Raw genomic sequence first — 17,378 nt, forward strand, 5'->3', positions numbered from 1 at the left:
TCCGTGCCGGGCCGGAAGCGGATTCAGTCCGGCGCGCCGCGCAGCTCCGCGTCGAGCACGCGCGCCCACCGGCGCACGATCCGGCGGCGGCGCGGGCCGTCGTCGGCGAGGAGGTTGGCGAGCCCGAGTCCGCGGGCCAGGTCGAGGGTGGCCTGGACCGTCTCACGGACCCCGGGCGCCGACTCGTCGGCGCCCAGCAGGTCCACGGCGGCCCGGTGGACCTCGCGGCCCATCTGCTCCTCCATGGGGAGGATGCGCTCGCGCAGGACGGGGTCGCTGGCGGCCGCGGCCCACAGCTGGAGGGCGGCCTGGAAGTCCACCCCGCTGAACGCGTCCACGACCATCTGCACGACGGCCTCGGTGCGCCCCGGCCCCTCGGGCACGGCGGCGGCGCCGCGCCTGAGCTCCTCCCCGCGGTTGTCGAGCATGTACCGCAGGGCCGCGAGGAACAGGTCCTCCCGGGTGGGGAAGTGGTGCTGGGCTGCCCCCCTGGACACGCCCGCGCGTTCGGCGACCGCGCCCACGGTGGCCCCGGCCGCCCCCCGCTCGGCCAGGCAGGCCACGGCGGCGTCGAGCAGCCGGGCCCGGGTGGCCCGGCTGCGTTCCTGCCTCGGCTCGCGGCCGGCTCCGGTGTCCACGGTCGCGTCCCCTCGCTGCGCTGGGCGGTTCCCGGGCCGGTGCGGCGGACGGGATCCCGCGTCCGGCCGCCGGACCGGGCGCGGGGACGCGCCGACGGTCCGCCGGCCGCCGTTCAGTACGACTTGGGCAGGCCGAGGGACTGCTGGGCCACGTAGTTGAGGACCATCTCCCGGCTGACCGGGGCGATGCGCGCCAGGCGGGCGGCGGCGATCGCCGACCCCAGCCCGTACTCGCTCGCCAGCCCGTTGCCGCCGAGGGTCTGCACGGCCTGGTCGACCGCGCGCACGCACGCCTCGGCGGCGGCGTACTTGGCCATGTTGGCCGCCTCGCCCGCCCCCGCGTCGTCGCCGGAATCGTAGCGGAGCGCCGCGTGCTGGGTCATCAGGCGTGCCTGCTCCAGTTCGATCTTGACCTGGGCGAGGGGATGCGCGAGCCCCTGGTGGGCGCCGATGGGCCTGTCCCCCCACACGGCGCGCTCCTTGGCGTAGGCGACAGCCTTGTCGAGGGCGTGCCGCGCGCTCCCGGCGGCCAGGGACGCGGCCATGATGCGTTCGGGGTTGAGGCCGGCGAACAGCTGGAGGAGCCCGGCCTCGGGGTCTCCGACCAGGGCGTCGCCGGGCAGGCGCACGTCGTCCATGAACAGCTGGAACTGGTGGTCGGGGCTGACCAGGTCCATCTCGATCCGCCTGGCCTCGAACCCGGGGGAACCGGTGGGGACGGCGAAGAGGGCGGCCGACAGGGTGCCGGAGCCCTCGTCCCGGATCCGGGCGACCACGAGGACGGCGTCGGCGACGTCCACGCCGGAGATGAAGGTCTTGCGGCCGGAGAGCACCCACCCGTCGCCGTCGCGGCGGGCGGTGGTGGTGATGCGGTGGGAGTTGGACCCCGCGTCGGGCTCGGTGATGGCGAAGGCCATGATGGTCCTGCCCGTGGCCAGCCCCGGGAGCCACCGGCGCCGCTGGTCGGGGGTGCCGAAGCGGGCCAGGACGGTGCCGCAGATCGCCGGGGAGACCACCATCATGAGGGTGGGGCACCCGGCTGCGCTCAGCTCCTCCAGGACGGCGGCGAGGTCGCCGATGCCGCCCCCTCCGCCCCCGTACTCCTCGGGGATGTTGACGCCCAGGTAGCCGAGTTCTCCGGCCTCGCGCCACAGCTCGGTGAGGTACTCGCCCTCCCCGGCCCTGGCCCTGTAGTAGCCGGACCCGTATCCGGCGGCGAAGTCGGCCACGACTGCGCGCAGCTCGACGCGTTCGGCGGGTTCGTTGAAGGTCATGGCACCGGTCACGGGTGGGGCCCTTCGTAGTCGAGTACGGCGAGGGGCGCCCCTGCGGGGACCCTCTGGCCCGCCGCGACCGGGATCTCCCGGACGGCACCGGCGGCGGGTGCGGTGATGCGGTGCTCCATCTTCATGGCCTCGATGCGCAGCAGGGTCTGCCCCTCGGCGACCCGGTCCCCCTCGCGGACGTCCACGGCGACGACGGTGCCGGGCATCGGCGCGGGCAGGGCGCCGGGGTCGACCGCGGCCTCGGGTTCGGGGAGGGGGTCGACGGGGGTGAGGGTGACGGAACCGAGCGAGGACTCGACGTGGACGTCGGGGTCGCCCCCGTAGGTGTGGACGGTGAGGGCGCGGCGCAGGCCGTCGGCCTCCAGGACGACGAGGCCGGGGGCCGCGGAGAGGACGCGCACGCCAGGCTGTTCGGGCTCGTAGGCGCCCCGGACGGTCCGGTAGGCGGTGGTGATCCGGCGGCCTCCGCCGCCCCCGGCGGTGTGGACCCGGGCGTGGGCCCGGGAGGGGAGGTTGCGCCAGTTGGCGGGGATCCCCGCGGGGAGGGGACTGCCGGGCCCCGGGGGCGGGGCGGCGCCGCCGACGCCTCCCGGTGCGGCCCGGGGGGAGCGGGCCGCCTCGGCGGCGGCCAGGGACGCGGCGAGCGCGGCGAGGCGTTCGGCGGCCGGGTCGGCGAGGGGCTGGGCGAGCGCCGTGAGCCGGTCGGCGCCGAGGTAGCCGGTGTGGAGCCCGTCCGGGTGCTCGTCGGCGGCCCCGAACGCGGGGTGGCGGAGCACCCGGACGAGCAGGTCGCGGTTGGTCCCCACCCCGTGGACGCGGGCGCCGGCCAGGGCGGAGGCCAGGCGGCGGACCGCGTCGCGGCGGTCGCGTCCGTGGGCGACGACCTTGGCGAGCAGGGGGTCGAAGTCGGCGCCGACGGTGTCGCCCGGCTCGACCCCGCTGTCCAGGCGCACACCGTGCCCGTCGGGGTTCGTGAACCGGGCGGTCGCCTCGGGCACGTCGAAGGCCCGCAGGGTCCCGGTGCGGGGCCGCCAGCCTTCGCGGGGGTCCTCGGCGTACAGCCGCGCCTCGACGGCGTGGCCGCGCGGCGCGGGCGGGCCGTCCCCGGGCAGGGCCCCGCCCTCGGCGATCCGGATCTGCCACTCGACCAGGTCCAGCCCGGTGACGCACTCGGTGACGGGGTGTTCGACCTGGAGGCGGGTGTTCATCTCCAGGAAGACGGGGTCGCCGAGGGCGCCGCCGCCGACGGGGACGAGGAACTCGGCGGTCCCGGCCCCGGTGTAGCCGATGGCGCGGGCCAGGGCCCGCGCCGCCTCGTGCAGCCGTTCGCGCAGGTCATCGGGGAGGCCGGGGGCCGGCGTCTCCTCGACGACCTTCTGGTGCCGGCGCTGGACGGAGCAGTCGCGCTCCCCCAGCGCCCAGACGGCGCCGTGGGAGTCGGCGAGGACCTGGACCTCGACGTGGCGCCCGCGGCGGACGTAGGGCTCGCAGAACACGGCCGGGTCGCCGAACGCCGACGCGGCCTCCGCCCGGGCCGCGGCGGCCTCGGCCGGGAGGTCGGCGAGGTCGTGGACGACCCGCATACCGCGTCCGCCTCCCCCGGAGACGGCCTTGACCAGGACGGGCAGGTGTTCGGGGCGCACGTCCCCCGGGTCGAGGGCGTCGGCGACGGGCACCCCCGCCTCGCGGGCGATCCGCTTGGCGAGGGTCTTGGCTCCCATGCGCTCGACCGCGTCGGCGGAGGGCCCCACCCAGGTGAGCCCGGCCCCGGTGACGGCGCGCGCGAACCCCGGGTTCTCGGACAGGAACCCGTAGCCGGGGTGGACGGCGTCCGCCCCGGCGGAGCGCGCGGCGCGGACCAGGGCGTGCGGGTCGAGGTAGGCGTCGACGGGGCTCCCTCCGCCGGGGACCGGCAGGCGCACCGCCGTGTCCGCCTCGGACACGTGCGCGGCGCCCTCCTCCCCGGGTGCGTGGACCGCGACGGTCCCGATGCCCATGGTGCGGCAGGTGCGGAAGACCCGGCGGGCGATCTCGCCGCGGTTGGCGACGAGGAGGCGGGTGACGGGGCGGGGCGGGGTGTGGTTCATGGTCTGTGGCTCACATCCGGAAGACGCCGAAGCGGTCGGTGCCGCGCACGGGCGCGTTGTGGGCGTGGGACAGGCACAGGCCCAGGACGGTGCGCGTGTCCCGGGGGTCGATGACCCCGTCGTCGTAGACCCGGCCGGAGAGGAACAGGGGGAGCGACTCGGCCTCGATCTGGTTCTCGACCATCTCGCGGACGGCGGCGTCCCGCTCCTCGTCGTAGGGGCGCCCCCGCGCGGCCGCGGACCGGCGGGCGACGGTGGACAGGACCTCGGCGAGCTGCCTGGGCCCCATGACGGCGGAGCGCGCGCTGGGCCAGGCGAACAGGAACCGGGGGTCGTAGGCCCTGCCGCACATCCCGTAGTGGCCCGCGCCGTAGGAGGCGCCGATGAGCACCGAGAAGTGGGGCACGGTGCTGTTGGAGACGGCGTTGATCATCATGGAGCCGTGCTTGACGATGCCGCCCTGCTCGTACTCCCGGCCGACCATGTAGCCGGTGGTGTTGTGCAGGAACACGAGCGGGGTGTCGGCGCGGTTGGCCAGCTGGATGAACTGGGTGGCCTTGTGCGCCTCGGCGCTGAAGAGCACGCCGTTGTCGTTGGCGAGGACGCCGACGGGGTAGCCGTGCAGCTCGGCCCAGCCGGTGACGAGCCCGCTGCCGTAGGCGGGCTTGAACTCGTCGAACTCCGAGCCGTCCACGATCCGGGCGAGGACCTCGCGCGGATCGACCGGCACCTTGAGGTCGGGCGGCATGACGCCGAGCAGGTCCTCGGCGGGGTGGAGGGGCTCCGCGGCGGCCCCTCGCGGGGCGGGCCCCTGTTTGCGGTGGTTGAGCCGGGCGACGATCCTCCGTCCGAGGCGCAGGGCGTCGTGCTCGTCCTCGGCGAGGTGGTCGGCGAGTCCGGAGACCTCGGCGTGCATGCGGGCTCCGCCCAGGGACTCGTCGTCGCTGTCCTCGCCGGTGGCCGCCTTGACGAGCGGCGGCCCGCCGAGGAACACCTTGGCGCGGTCGCGGACCATGACCACGTGGTCGCTCATGCCGGGGACGTAGGCGCCGCCCGCGGTGGAGTTGCCGAACACCAGCGCGACGGTGGGGATCCCGGCCGCGGAGAGGCGCGTCAGGTCGCGGAAGGTCCGTCCGCCCGGGACGAAGATCTCCTTCTGCGTGGGCAGGTCGGCGCCGCCGGACTCGACCAGGCTGATCATCGGCATGCGGTTCTGCTCGGCGATCTCGGCGGCCCGCGCCGACTTCCGCAGCGTCCACGGGTTGCTGGAGCCGCCGCGGACGGTGGGGTCGTTGGCGACGACGACGCACTCGACGCCGGAGACCACCCCGACACCGGTGACGACACTCGCGCCGACGTGGAAGTCGCTCCCCCAGGCTGCCAGGGGGGACAGCTCCAGGAAGGGGCTGCCCTCGTCCAGGAGGAGTTCGATCCGTTCCCGGGGCAGCAGCTTGCCCCGGGAGCGGTGGCGTTCGACGTACTTCTCCCCGCCTCCGGCCAGGGCCCTGGCGTGTTCGGCGCCGATCTCGGCGAGCTTGGCGAGCATGGCCTCGCGGGCCTCGGCGAAGGCGGGCGAGGCGGGGTCGAGCCGGGTTCCCAGGACGCTCACGGCCGCTCCGTCCCCGGCGGGGGCCGGTGCGCTCGGCGGGGCCCGGGGAGGGCGGGGGTCGGGGCGTTCACTGCCGTGCCACCTCCGGGAGGAGCTTCTCGGGGATCAGGGTCCTGCGCGCCCGCAGCCACTCCCCCAGCCCCTTGGCCTGCGGGTCCGGGCCCTCGCGCCGGGCGCTGCCGGGGGCGAGCATGCCCTCGATCCAGAAGTTGGCCGCGCGCAGGTTGGGCAGCAGGTGGCGGGTGACCACGAGGCCGGCGGTCTCGGGCAGCAGCTCGCGCAGCAGGGGGACGGTGAGGGTGTGGGCGAGCCAGCGCCAGGCGTCGTCGTCGGCCGCCCACACGCCGAGGTTGGCGTCGGCGCCCTTGTCCCCGCTGCGCGCCCCCACGACCAGGCCGAGCGGCGCCTCGCGCAGCGTCCCCTCCGGGAGGGGCGGGGGGAGCGGGGGTTCGGGGACCTCGGCCGGCCGCCGGGTCCGGGGGGCGGGGGCGACGGACACCCGGGCCCCGTCGGGGAGGATGGCGGTGTGCTCCACCTCGCCAGCGGGCACGAGCACGTGCGTGGCGGCGACGCCGTCCGGGCGCGCGTCGCGCGGCGGCGAGGTGAGGTGGAAACCGGCGTACCCGGCCAGGGCCAGCTCGACGGCGGCCGCCCCGAAGGCCCTGCCGACCCTGGACGCGTCGTGGTCGCGCGCGGTCACCCGCAGCCGCGCGGTGGCGGCGTCCTGGGTGGGCCCGTGCGGGTCCTCGGCGGGAACGAACTCGAAGCGCAGGTCCTCGGGGCGGCGGTGGGCGAGCGCGGCGCGCATCTGCCGTTCGGCGAGCGCCGCCTTGTCCTCGGCGTCCAGCCCGGTGATCAGGAACTCGACGTCGTTGCGGAACCCGGTGAGGCCGGTCAGCCCCACCTTGAGCTCGGCGGGCGGTCGCTCGCCGCGCGTGCCGCTGATCCGGACCCGGTCGGGGCCCTCCCGGGTGAGCCGGACGGTGTCCAGGCGCGTGGTGACGTCGGGCCCGGGATAGCGGGCGCCCGCGATCTCGTAGACGAGCTGGGCGGTGACGGTCCCGGTGGTGACCGCTCCCCCGGTGCCGGGGTGCTTGGTGACGACCGCGCTGCCGTCGGCGCCGATCTCGGCGATCGGGAAGCCGGGGCGGTCCAGGTCGTACCCCTCGCGGAGGAGGGCGGCCGCGTGGGCGTAGTTGCCGCCGGTGGCCTGGGCCCCGCACTCGATGACGTGCCCGGCGACCGTGGCCCCGGCGAGCGCGTCGAGGTCGTCCGGGGTCCACCCGAAGTGGGAGACGGCGGGCCCGACGGTCAGGGAGGCGTCGGTGACCCGTCCGGTGACGACGATGTCGGCCCCGGCGTCCAGGCAGGCGGCGATCCCGAAGGCGCCCAGGTAGGCGTTGGCGGTCAGGGGGCTGCCGAGGTCGAGCTCCTCCGCCCGGTGGAGGAGGTCGTCGCCCGTGACGCAGGCGATGCGGGGGGCGAGGCCGAGCCCGTCGGCGAGCTCGGTGAGCCTGTCGGCCAGGCCCCGGGGGTTGAGGCCGCCGGCGTTGGTGACCACCCTGACGCGGCGTTCCGTGATCAGGGTCAGGCAGTCCCGCATCTGGCCGAGGAAGGTCCTGGCGTAGCCGCGCCCCGGGTCGGCGAGCTGGTCGCGGCCGAGGATGGCCATGGTGAGTTCGGCCAGGTAGTCGCCGGTGAGGACGTCCACCGGGCCGCCCGTGAGCATCTCGTGGACGGCGGCGAAGCGGTCCCCGTAGAAACCGGAGGCGTTCGCGACCCACAGGGGGGACGTAGCGGTCATGGACACGAGGGTGACACCGGACACACCGAAAAACAAGCGTGGGTGATTGTTCTTCCCGGGAGGGCCGTGTGTCACGCCGTGGCCGGAACCGGCCACGGAGGGTGGGTTGCAGACCGGGGGAGCGGGCACGCGCGCGGGGTAGTTTGGCGCGGTGAGTACCTCCCCTGAAGACACGAACCCCACCGACGAGACCCCCGGAGCGGCGGCCGAGGAAACGAGGGCCGCGGGCGACACCGGGGCGGGCAACGCCTTCCTCGAAGGAACCCCGGTCGGCCCGCCCCCCACCCCGGGCGGGCTCTTCGCCGCCGAGACCTTCAGCGTCATCGGCCTGCTGCTGTTCGCCCTCACCACCGTGCACACCCGGCTGTTCGAGCTCTTCAGCTGGTTCTTCCTCAGCGGCGCGGCCCCGTCGCACAGCGCCCAGCAGGCGGCCGTGCTCTCGGCCGAGGTCGCCGTCGCGGGCGGCCTGAGCGCCCTGTCCGTGCTCGCCGCGGCCGTGGCCCTGTTCCGCGGCGGCGCCGCCACCCGGGCGTGGAGCCGCTGGTGCGCGGCCGCCACCGTCGTCGTGGGCAGCCTGATGCTGATCGTCTCCGTGCTGACCTTCGCCGGCCTGCCCTCCGGGTCCTGAGCCCGGAGCCCTTCGGGGTCGGGGCCTTTGACTGCCCCGGTGGTCGGGGTTCACAACCCCCTGGTGACAGCGGCGATTCTTAGGCTCCGCTTACGGTGACCAGCGGGTACGTTGGCCGCGTGAGTACCGCACCAGGAGACAACGACAGCCCCGACCGCAACCCCCTCACCCCGAACGAGGCCCCGAAGCCGACGTTCGAGCCCGGGGTCGCGCCGGAAGTGCCCGACTCCGGGGCGGCCCACCCGTCCGACTCCGGCCCACCGACCGGCGAGGCCGCCGACACGAGGGAGGCCGAGGCCGAGGCCGCCGCGGTGACCGCGGCGCCGCACGCACCGGCGGCCTCCGGCGTGTTCTCGACGGAGACCTTCGGCATCGTCGGACTCGTGCTCCTCGCCGTGACCCTGTTCTCCGGCCAGCTGCTGGAGATCCTCACCAGCATGCTCCTCGTCGGCGGCCAGCCCATCGGCGCGGACCAGATCACGCAGATCCGCACGCAGATCATGCTCGGCGGCGCCGTGGCGCTGCTCACCGTGGTGGTGTCCGCGCTCGCGCTGGTGCTCGCCGACGCGAGGACCCGGCCGTGGGGGCGCTGGGTGTCCGCGGCCGCGTTGATCACCGGACTCCTGTTCGTGGCCGTCGCCGCCGTGTCCTACCTGCTCATCCCCGAGGCGGCCCCGATGATGCCGCCCGTGATGGAGTGACCGCGGGCCCGTGCGCGGAACATCCCGGAGCGGGTCCCGGGCGAGCGGTCGCCGAACGGCCGCGCGTCCCCGGGGCCCGCTCCTGTGTCGTTTTCCGTACGGCTCCGACCCCTCCGTGATTGACGCACCCAGAAACTGCAACTAGCTTGGTGTCCGTTAACGGCTCGACGGGAAAGGGGCGGACGTGAGCGTCAACAGCCGGAGCGCGGTCGCGATCCACGCGCTGACCTACCTGGCCCGCCGGGGGGACGAACTGCCGCGGTCCTCCGCCGACATCGCCGAGAGCCTGGAGAGCAACCCCGTGGTCGTCAGGCGCATCCTCGGGCGCCTGCGCGACGCCTCGCTGGCGTGGTCCACCGAGGGGCGGGGAGGCGGCTGGCGCCTCGCGCGCCCGGCGGAGGACATCAGCCTCTACGACGCCCACGCGGCGGTCGCGGACGGTCCCCTCCTCCCCCTGCACTCCCACCCCCCGAGCGCGGGATGCGTCATCGGCAGGCACATCCAGTCCCTGCTCGAAGTGGAATTCGCACAGGCGGAGCAGGCCCTGCGGGACCGACTCGGCCGCACGACCGTCGCCGACATGCTCGCCCAGGTCCTCGAGCGCGAGCGCACCCTCGGCGCACCGCGCTCCTAGACCGGGCGGAAGGGAGACCTTCCGCCTTTTTTTCGCCCAAAACTGCCACCAAATTGGTTGCAGTAAATGAGAGTCAAGGTGAACACATGAGACCGACGCCGGCCTCCGCGCCCCCCGCCCCCTCGACGTCCGCACTCTTGGCGGTGCTCGTCGCGGCCATGCTCCTCATGGTCGTCGCCAGCGACATGGTCGGGCTCGTCCTGCCCCTCATGGGAGAGCAGTTCGCAGCCTCGGAAGCACAGCTCGCCTGGGTCGTCACCGGCTTCCTCCTGGTCTTCTCGGTCGGCATCCCCGTCTACGGCCGCGTCTCCGACCGCGTCGGCCTCCGGAGCTTGTTCCGCGGGGCCCTGCTGGTCTACGCGGCGGGCAGCCTGGTCTGCGCCCTCGCACCGACGCTGCCACTCCTCGTCCTCGGACGGCTGGTGATGGGGGCGGGCGCCGCCGCGGTCCCGGTCCTGTCCGTCATCGCCGTCACCCGGGTCCTCCCGCCCGGCAGGAGAGGCACGGGGATCGGGTTCGTCTCCGCCGCGGGAGGCGCGGGCGCCGCCCTCGGCCCGTCCATCGGGGGCGGAATCGGTGAACTCCTCGGGTGGCCCGCGCTCTTCTGGATCACCATGGCGGGCGCGCTGCTGCTGGCCGCCGCCTCACGGGTGCTGCCCGACGACGCCCCCGGGGACGCGCGGCCCTTCGACCTGCTCGGCGGCGTCCTCCTCGGCCTGGCGGCCGGTCTCGTCCTGTTCGGGGTGACCCGGGGGCAGGAGAGCGGCTTCGACTCGCCGTCGTCGTACGGGAGCGTCCTGGCCTCCGCCACCGCGGCCGCGCTGTTCGCATGGCGCACCGTCCGCTCCGAGCAGCCGTTCGTCCCGCCGGCGCTGTTCGCCGACCGGATCTACGTGTCGGCCGTGGCCACCGTGTTCCTGGCCATGTTCGTGAACATGACCGTCCTCGTGTTCGTCCCCCTGCTCGTCGTCGGCGTGAACGGTCTCGGTCCCGGAGCGGGAAGCCTCGTGATGATCCCGGGCGGGGTCGCGCTGGCGGTCCTGTCCCCGCTGGCGGGCCGGGTCGCCGGGTCCGCGACGGCGCGGTGGTGGGTGGTCGGGGGCCTGGCTCTGATGGGCGCCTCGACGTTCCACCTCTCCGTCCACGGGGCGTCGCCCGCCGCCGCCGCGCTCGGCGTGGTGGGCGTGGGCGCGGGCTTCGCCTTCGTGGCCACCCTCGTCACGGACAGCGCGGCCGGCGCCCTTCCCCCCGACCGGGTGGGTGTCGGCATGGGTGTCCTCCAGGGCGCCCAGTTCCTGGGGGCCGGTACGGGACCGGCGCTGATCGGCGCCCTGGTCGCGGCCCGCCAGGCGGGCGGGCACGACGCCGTCAACCCGCTCCACGCCCTCGCGGCCCCCGCGTACTCGGACGCCTTCCTGGCGGTGACCCTGGTGGCCGTCCTCGGAGCGGCGTCCGCGCTCGGCCTGGCCCGGCGCCCCACCGGGCCGACGGCGGACCCCGTACGGACCTGACCGGCGGCCCCCGGAAACGGCGGGGACGGCGGGGCCGCTCGCCGGGAGCCGCACGGTTCCCGGACCGACCGGTCGCGGGGCGGCCACCCGACCGGTGGCTGCCCCGCGGCCGGTCCCGGGCCGCGAGGGGTCCGGGCTCAGGCGATGCGGTCGATGACCAGCGGGGCGGCCTCGTGGCGCCCGTCCTGGTCGATCCCGAACGCGCCCTCCAGGGCCTGCGCCGCCCGCTCGAACCGCGCCTCCTCGTCCGCGTGCAGGGTGAACAGGGGCTCCCCCGCCTGCACCCGCTCCCCCGGCTTGGCGTGCAGCGTCACCCCGGCCCCGAAGGAGACCGCGTCCTCCTTGCGCGCCCGTCCCGCGCCCAGCCGCCACGCCGCCAGCCCCACCTGGTAGGCGTCCAGCCGGGTGACGGTGCCCGACGCCGGGGCGAGCACCGTGCGCCGCTCGGCGGCCACCGGCAGGGGTGCGTCCGGGTCGCCCCCCTGCGCCCGGATCAGCCGCTTCCACGACGCCAGCGCGCTCCCGTCCCGCAGGGCCTCGGCCGGGTCCTTGACACCGTTCCCGCCGGGGGTGAGGCCTGCCGCGGCCAGCATCTCCCGGGCCAGGGCCACGGTCAGCTCCACGACGTCGGCGGGGCCGCCGCCGGAGAGCACCTCCACCGCCTCGGCGACCTCCAGGGCGTTGCCGACCTGGCGCCCCAGCGGCGCCTCCATGTCGGTGAGCAGCGCGACGGTGCGGACCCCGTGGTCGTTGCCGATGTCCACCATGGTGCGGGCCAGCTCGCGGGCGGACCCGGCGTCCTTCATGAACGCGCCCGATCCCACCTTGACGTCGAGGACGAGCGCCCCGGTGCCCTCGGCGAGCTTCTTGCTCATGATGGAGGCGGCGATGAGCGGGATCGACTCGACCGTCCCGGTGACGTCGCGCAGCGCGTACAGCTTGCGGTCGGCGGGGGCCAGACCGGTCCCCGCGGCGCAGATCACGCCGCCCGTGGCCTCCAGCACGCCGCGCATCTCCTCCGCGGTCAGCGACGCGCGCCACCCGGGGATCGACTCCAGCTTGTCCAGCGTGCCGCCGGTGTGGCCGAGCCCGCGCCCGGACAGCTGCGGCACGGCGGCCCCGCACGCGGCGACGGTCGGGGTGAGCGGCAGGGTGATCTTGTCGCCGACACCGCCGGTGGAGTGCTTGTCGGTGGTGGGCCGGTCCAGGCCGGAGAAGTCCAGCCGGTCCCCGGACGCGAGCATCGCCTCGGTCCACCGGCCCACCTCGGCACGGTTCATCCCGCGCAGGAAGACCGCCATGGCCAGCGCCGACATCTGCTCCTCGGCCACCGCCCCCCGCGTGTAGGCGTCGATCACCCAGTCGATCTGCCCGGGGGTGAGCTCTCCCCCGTCGCGCTTGGCCCGGATGATCTCGATGACGTCCATGTCTGTTCCTTTCACCTGGCGGGAACTTCGGCGGCACACAGGTCTCCCCGGCCGCCGCCGGGCGGGCGGGGACCGGGGAGACGGCGGGCACCGGCTATGTGAGGTTGTCCGGACCGAAGGCCTGCGGCAGGATCCGGTCCATGGACAGGATCCCCTCCGGGGTGTCCACGAGCAGGTGCGGCCCGCCGTGCTCGAACAGGAGCTGCCGGCAGCGGCCGCACGGCATGAGGACGCCGCCCCGCCCGTCCACGCAGGCGAACGCCGTCAGGCGCCCTCCCCCGGAGGCGTGCAGGGCGCTGACGAGCCCGCACTCGGCGCACAGGCCGACGCCGTACGAGGCGTTCTCCACGTTGCAGCCGCTGACCACCCGGCCGTCGTCGACCAGGGCCGCCGCTCCCACCGGGTAGTTCGAGTAGGGCGCGTAGGCGTGCGACATGGCCTCGCGGGCGGCGGCCCGCAGCGCCTCCCAGTCCACCGTGTCCGCGCCGGGCGGACCGGCCGTCGGGGTGTTGTCGCTCATGACCGGCTCGCCCTCCACTGCTTGCCGACCCCGGCGGGGGGCCGGAGCCTCTGGGAGGCCAGCGAGAGCACCAGGAGCGTCGCGATGTGCGGGCTGTAGGTGGCCAGCTCCCGCGGCAGGGAGTCGGTCGAGAGGTACCAGACCAGCAGCAGGACGCCGGTGAGCACGGCGGCGACCGCCAGGCCCTTGCGGTCCTTGCGCACCTGCCAGACCGCCACCGCGAGCAGCCCCACCGCCAGGAGCAGCAGCAGGGCGTGGATCGCCGCACCGCCGCCGCGGATCTGGAGGGCGTCGGTGTAGCCGAACAGGCCCGCGCCCATGGCGAGGCCTCCCGGGCGCCAGTTGCCGAAGATCATGGCGGCCAGGCCGATGTAGCCGCGGCCGCCGGTCTGCCCCTCCTGGTAGATCTGCGACGCCACGATGGCCAGGAACACCCCGCCCATGCCGGCGAGCCCGCCGGAGATGACCACGGCGACGTACTTGAGGCTGTACACCGGCACGCCGAGGGACTCGGCGGCGTCGGGGTTCTCTCCCACCGAGCGCAGCCGCAGGCCGAAGGTGGTCCGCCACAGCACGAGGTAGGTCACCGGGATCATCATGATCGCGATGAACGTCAGGGCCGACATGCGGGTGGTCAGGCCGATCACCAGCGACGCCAGGTCGCTGACCACGAAGATCCCGCTGCCCGCCACGGGCGCGAGCGCGTCGGCGACGAACGGGAGGTTCCACACCGGGAACGACGGCGTGGTCGGCGACTGCGCGGCTCCCGCGCGGGGCACGTCGGAGTAGACCAGGATCGACAGGTAGCGCATCGCGCCGAGCATGAGGATGTTGATGGCCACGCCGGACACGATGTGGTCGACCGCGAAGGTGACCGTCGCCACGGCGTGCAGCAGCCCCCCGGCCATGCCGGCCAGGACACCGGCCAGCAGGCCCATCCACGGGTTGTCGGTCGACCAGGCGAAGTAGGCGCCGAACCAGGTGCCCAGGATCATCATGCCTTCGAGGCCGATGTTGATGACGCCCGCCCGCTCGGCCCACAGGCCGCCCAGGGCCGCCAGGCCGATGGGCACCGCGAAGGTGATGGTGGTGCGGATGGTGCCCGTGTCGGTGAGCATGTCCTGGCCGGTGATGACGCGCAGCCCCGCCAGGGACACCAGCACCGCGCCGAACAGGGTGAGGAAGCGCCAGCGCGACCAGCCTCCCGGCCTGGGCGGCGCCTTGACCGGTTCCATCACGTTGAGTTCCTGGCTCACTGGGCCTCCCCGTCGCGCTTGCCGTCGGAGCCGGGGGCCGTGTCGCCCCCGCCGTCGGCGGACCCGTCCTCGGACGCCGTGCCGGAGGGCACGGCCTGCGCGGGTTCAGTGGTGGACTCGGCGGTGGCGCCGAGCTGGTTGCCGATCTGCTGCTGCTGGTAGCGGCGGCCCCAGCGGTGCACGACCTCGTAGACCACGACGACGGTGAGCACGATGGTGGCCTGGGAGATGACCGCGATCTCCTGGGGGATCCCGTCGAAGGGCAGGATGCCCGCCGCCTGGTTCAGGAACGACCAGAAGAGGGCGGCGAAGACGATGCCGACCGGGTGGTTGCGGCCCAGCAGCGCGATGGCGATGCCGATGAAGCCGATGCCGGTCGGGAAGTCCAGGGCGTAGTAGTGCGAGCTGCCCAGCAGCTGGGGCAGGCCGACCAGCCCGGCGACCATGCCCGAGAAGAGCATGGACAGGAACACCATCTTCTTGACGTTGACGCCGCTGGCCTCGGCGGCCGACTGCGACTGGCCGGTGGCCCGCAGCTCGAACCCGAAGCGGGTGCGGTTGAGCATCACCCAGTAGCCGATGCCCACGGCGACGGCGAGGAGGACGAAGCCGAAGATCTCCTGCTCGGAGCCGAGGAAGCCCGCCGGGATGCCGGGCACCCACGACGACTCGGGCATCGGCGGGGTGCCGATGTTGTTGGTGCTGATCTCCACCGCGAGGCGGTCGGTGCTGAGCAGGTAGGCGGTGATGCCGGTGGCGATGGCGTTGAGCATGATCGTGGAGATCACCTCGGAGACGCCCCGGGCCACCTTGAGGTACCCCGCGATGCCCGCCCACGCGCCGCCGACGGCGACGGCCGTGGCGATGACGACGATCTGGCTGAGCACCGGGGGCAGGACCACGTAGCCGCCGACGGCTGCCGCGAGCAGGGCCGCGAGCCGGTACTGCCCGTCGACGCCGATGTTGAACAGCTTCATCTTGAAGCCGATCGCCACGGCCACGGCGGCCAGGTAGTAGGTGGTGCCGTCGTTGATGATCTTGACCAGGCTGTTGGGCCTGGTGCCGTACTCGATCATCCGCGCGAAGGTGGGCAGCGGCGAGATGCCGCTGAAAAAGAGGACGGCGGCCGTGACGCCGATCGCGATGACCCCGGCGGCGAGGACCGCGGCGAAGGACAGCGCGAGCATGGCGGACAGCCGGTGGAACAGCGTGAACGCCACGGCCGAGCCGACGAGCGCGCCCAGGGCGGCGGCGACCGGCTCGATCAGGGACAGGTCCAGGAACCAGGCGGACAGCAGCCCGGAGACCACCGCCAGCACCAGCGCGGTCGGCACGACCAGGGTCGTGTGGAGCGTGGTGCCCTGCTCCTTCGTGCCGTCGGCCCCGGCCCTGCGCTCGTCCGGGACCAGCGGTCCGGACCAGGCCACGAAGGCGAAGGCCGCCGCGACGCCGATGATCAGCGCGGCCCACCACAGCAGCGCGAGATCGAGGGCGGCGGTGACCCCGACGCCGAGGACGACGGCGACGGCCGCCGCGGCCGGGGCGGGCAGGGTCCTGTCGGGGCGGGGAATCCTACTCATGATCCGCCCTCGTTCCCGTTTCGGTCGGCACCGTCAGCACCGCTGTCACCTTCTGTGCTCGCGTCGCCCCCGCCCAGCCCGGCCCCGGTCATGGCGGAGCCCAGCTGTTCGGGTGTGACGGTGGTCGGGTCGGCCTGCGCGACCAGGCGGCCGCGCAGGATCACGTGCAGGGTGTCGGACATGCCGATCAGCTCGTCCAGGTCGGCGGAGACCAGCAGCACCGCCAGGCCGGCCGCGCGGGCGTCGCGCAGCTGCTCCCAGATGGCGGCCTGGGCGCCGACGTCCACACCGCGGGTGGGGTGGGCGGCCACCAGGAAGCGCGGGGAGCCGCTCATCTCCCGGCCGATGATGAACTTCTGCTGGTTGCCGCCGGACAGGGCGTCGGCGATCACGTCGATGTTGGGGGTGCGCACGTCGTACTCGGCGACGATGCGCTCGGAGTCGGCGCGCGCCCCGGCCCTGTCGATCCAGGGGCCGCGCACGCTGGGCGCCTTGGTCTGGTGGCCGAGGATCCGGTTCTCCCACAGGGGGGACTCCAGCAGCACGCCGTGCCGGTGCCGGTCCTCAGGGATGTAGCCGACCCCCGCCTCGCGGATGCGCAGCGTGGACCAGGACGTGATGTCGTCCGTGCCCAGGGAGATCGTCCCCGAGGTCAGCGGGCGCATGCCCATGATGGCCTCGATCAGCTCCGACTGGCCGTTGCCCTCGACGCCGGCGATGCCGACGATCTCGCCCTCGCGGATGTCCACGGTGACGCCGTCGACGACGGCGCGGCCGTCGGCGGAGGTGACGGTGACCCCGTCCAGGGACAGGACGACGTTGTCGGTGACGGTCGACTCGCGCAGCTCGGGGACGGGGAGCTCGCCGCCCACCATCAGCGTGGCCAGTTCCCGGGCGGTGGTGGTGCCCGGGTCTGCTGTGGCCACGGTGGTTCCCCGCCGGATCACGGTGATCTCGTCGGCGACGGAGAGCACCTCGTCCAGCTTGTGCGAGATGAAGATGACGGTGAGGCCCTCGCGCTTGAGCTCGCGCAGGTTGTCGAACAGCTCGTCGACCTCCTGCGGGACCAGGACCGCGGTGGGCTCGTCGAGGATGATGGTCCGGGCGCCCCGGTAGAGCACCTTGAGGATCTCCACCCGCTGGCGCTCCCCGACGCCCAGGTCCTCCATGAGCCGGTCGGGGTCGACCCCGAGCCCGTACTGGGAGGAGAGCTCCCGGATGTGCGCGCGGGCGCGGTTGCCGATGCCGAAGCGGCGTTCGGCGCCGAGCACCACGTTCTCCAGCACGGTCAGGTTGTCGGCGAGCATGAAGTGCTGGTGCACCATGCCGATGCCGTGCCGGATGGCGTCGGAGGGCGAGTTGAGCCGTACCTCCGCGCCCCTGACGTAGATCTGTCCCTCGTCCGGCCGGTGCATGCCGTACAGGGTCTTCATCAGCGTGGACTTCCCGGCACCGTTCTCGCCGACGATGGCGTGCACGGTGCCCGGGGCCACGGTGATGTCGATGTCGTGGTTGGCCACGACCCCGGGAAAACGCTTGGTGATCCCGCGCAGCTCAACGGCGGGGGGCGCCAGGGCCCCGTTGCCCGGTGGCGTGCTGCTCATCTGTCTCCTCGTGAACGTGCGGCGTGGCGCGGACCGCCGGGCCGGGGGCTCCCGGCGGGCGCCACCGTCGCGGAACGGCAACCGGGGCGGCAC

General features: G+C 74.3%; 14 protein-coding genes. 4 read left to right on the plus strand and 10 right to left on the minus strand.

The genetic code is table 11. The annotated features are described in order from the left end of the window. Positions 1-23: 23 nt before the first annotated feature. The 5 genes from ABZ234_RS21035 to ABZ234_RS21055 form a co-directional block, all read right to left on the minus strand. Entirely contained in the window at positions 24-638 is a 615-nt protein-coding gene (locus tag ABZ234_RS21035) for a TetR/AcrR family transcriptional regulator (protein ID WP_344179810.1), read from the minus strand. 113 nt (positions 639-751) lie between these two features. After that, positions 752-1,924: an acyl-CoA dehydrogenase family protein gene (locus ABZ234_RS21040; RefSeq protein ID WP_355013176.1), complete on the minus strand. Its 1,173-nt coding sequence runs from the start codon at positions 1,922-1,924 to the stop codon at positions 752-754. Further along, positions 1,921-4,011, minus strand: a complete 2,091-nt coding sequence (locus tag ABZ234_RS21045) for a biotin carboxylase N-terminal domain-containing protein (protein WP_355013177.1) — start codon at positions 4,009-4,011, stop codon at positions 1,921-1,923. The genes ABZ234_RS21040 and ABZ234_RS21045 overlap by 4 nt, the downstream gene beginning before the upstream one ends. Before the next feature lie 10 nt (positions 4,012-4,021). Next, positions 4,022-5,620, minus strand: coding sequence for a carboxyl transferase domain-containing protein (locus ABZ234_RS21050; protein ID WP_355013178.1), 1,599 nt, complete (start codon positions 5,618-5,620; stop codon positions 4,022-4,024). 67 nt (positions 5,621-5,687) lie between these two features. After that, the gene (locus ABZ234_RS21055) at positions 5,688-7,424 is read right to left on the minus strand and encodes an acyclic terpene utilization AtuA family protein (protein ID WP_355013179.1); all 1,737 of its coding nucleotides are present in this window, start codon (positions 7,422-7,424) and stop codon (positions 5,688-5,690) included. Between the two features lie 151 nt (positions 7,425-7,575). Here ABZ234_RS21055 and ABZ234_RS21060 point away from each other — a divergent pair, with 151 nt between their 5' ends. The 4 genes from ABZ234_RS21060 to ABZ234_RS21075 all read left to right on the plus strand — a co-directional run bounded on the left by ABZ234_RS21060 (position 7,576) and on the right by ABZ234_RS21075 (position 10,898). Further along, positions 7,576-8,052, plus strand: a complete 477-nt coding sequence (locus tag ABZ234_RS21060) for a hypothetical protein (RefSeq protein ID WP_267948811.1) — start codon at positions 7,576-7,578, stop codon at positions 8,050-8,052. Positions 8,053-8,171: 119 nt separating this feature from the next. Continuing rightward, a complete protein-coding gene (locus ABZ234_RS21065; RefSeq protein ID WP_355013180.1) occupies positions 8,172-8,753 on the plus strand; it encodes a hypothetical protein in 582 nt (193 codons plus the stop codon). Positions 8,754-8,937: 184 nt separating this feature from the next. Then, positions 8,938-9,387 carry an Rrf2 family transcriptional regulator gene (locus tag ABZ234_RS21070; RefSeq protein ID WP_267948809.1) on the plus strand — a complete coding sequence of 150 codons (450 nt, stop codon included), beginning with the start codon at positions 8,938-8,940 and terminating at the stop codon, positions 9,385-9,387. Between the two features lie 86 nt (positions 9,388-9,473). Further along, a complete protein-coding gene (locus tag ABZ234_RS21075; RefSeq protein ID WP_355013181.1) occupies positions 9,474-10,898 on the plus strand; it encodes an MFS transporter in 1,425 nt (474 codons plus the stop codon). Between the two features lie 137 nt (positions 10,899-11,035). On the opposite strand, the gene ABZ234_RS21080 is transcribed toward ABZ234_RS21075, so the two are convergent. The 5 genes from ABZ234_RS21080 to ABZ234_RS21100 form a co-directional block, all read right to left on the minus strand. Further along, positions 11,036-12,325, minus strand: coding sequence for a thymidine phosphorylase (locus ABZ234_RS21080; protein ID WP_267948807.1), 1,290 nt, complete (start codon positions 12,323-12,325; stop codon positions 11,036-11,038). A gap of 94 nt (positions 12,326-12,419) precedes the next feature. Beyond that, positions 12,420-12,863, minus strand: coding sequence for a cytidine deaminase (locus tag ABZ234_RS21085; protein WP_355013182.1), 444 nt, complete (start codon positions 12,861-12,863; stop codon positions 12,420-12,422). Further along, complete coding sequence (locus tag ABZ234_RS21090) at positions 12,842-14,101, minus strand: ABC transporter permease (protein WP_355013183.1); 1,260 nt, start codon at positions 14,099-14,101, stop codon at positions 12,842-12,844. Before ABZ234_RS21090 ends, ABZ234_RS21085 begins: the two co-directional genes overlap by 22 nt. After that, positions 14,098-15,681, minus strand: coding sequence for an ABC transporter permease (locus ABZ234_RS21095; protein ID WP_344179832.1), 1,584 nt, complete (start codon positions 15,679-15,681; stop codon positions 14,098-14,100). Before ABZ234_RS21095 ends, ABZ234_RS21090 begins: the two co-directional genes overlap by 4 nt. Next, positions 15,678-17,285, minus strand: coding sequence for an ABC transporter ATP-binding protein (locus ABZ234_RS21100; RefSeq protein WP_355013184.1), 1,608 nt, complete (start codon positions 17,283-17,285; stop codon positions 15,678-15,680). Before ABZ234_RS21100 ends, ABZ234_RS21095 begins: the two co-directional genes overlap by 4 nt. Positions 17,286-17,378 lie beyond the last annotated feature (93 nt).

The sequence above is a fragment of the Nocardiopsis sp. NPDC006198 genome, from assembly GCF_040613895.1.
Taxonomy (GTDB): domain Bacteria; phylum Actinomycetota; class Actinomycetes; order Streptosporangiales; family Streptosporangiaceae; genus Nocardiopsis; species Nocardiopsis tropica.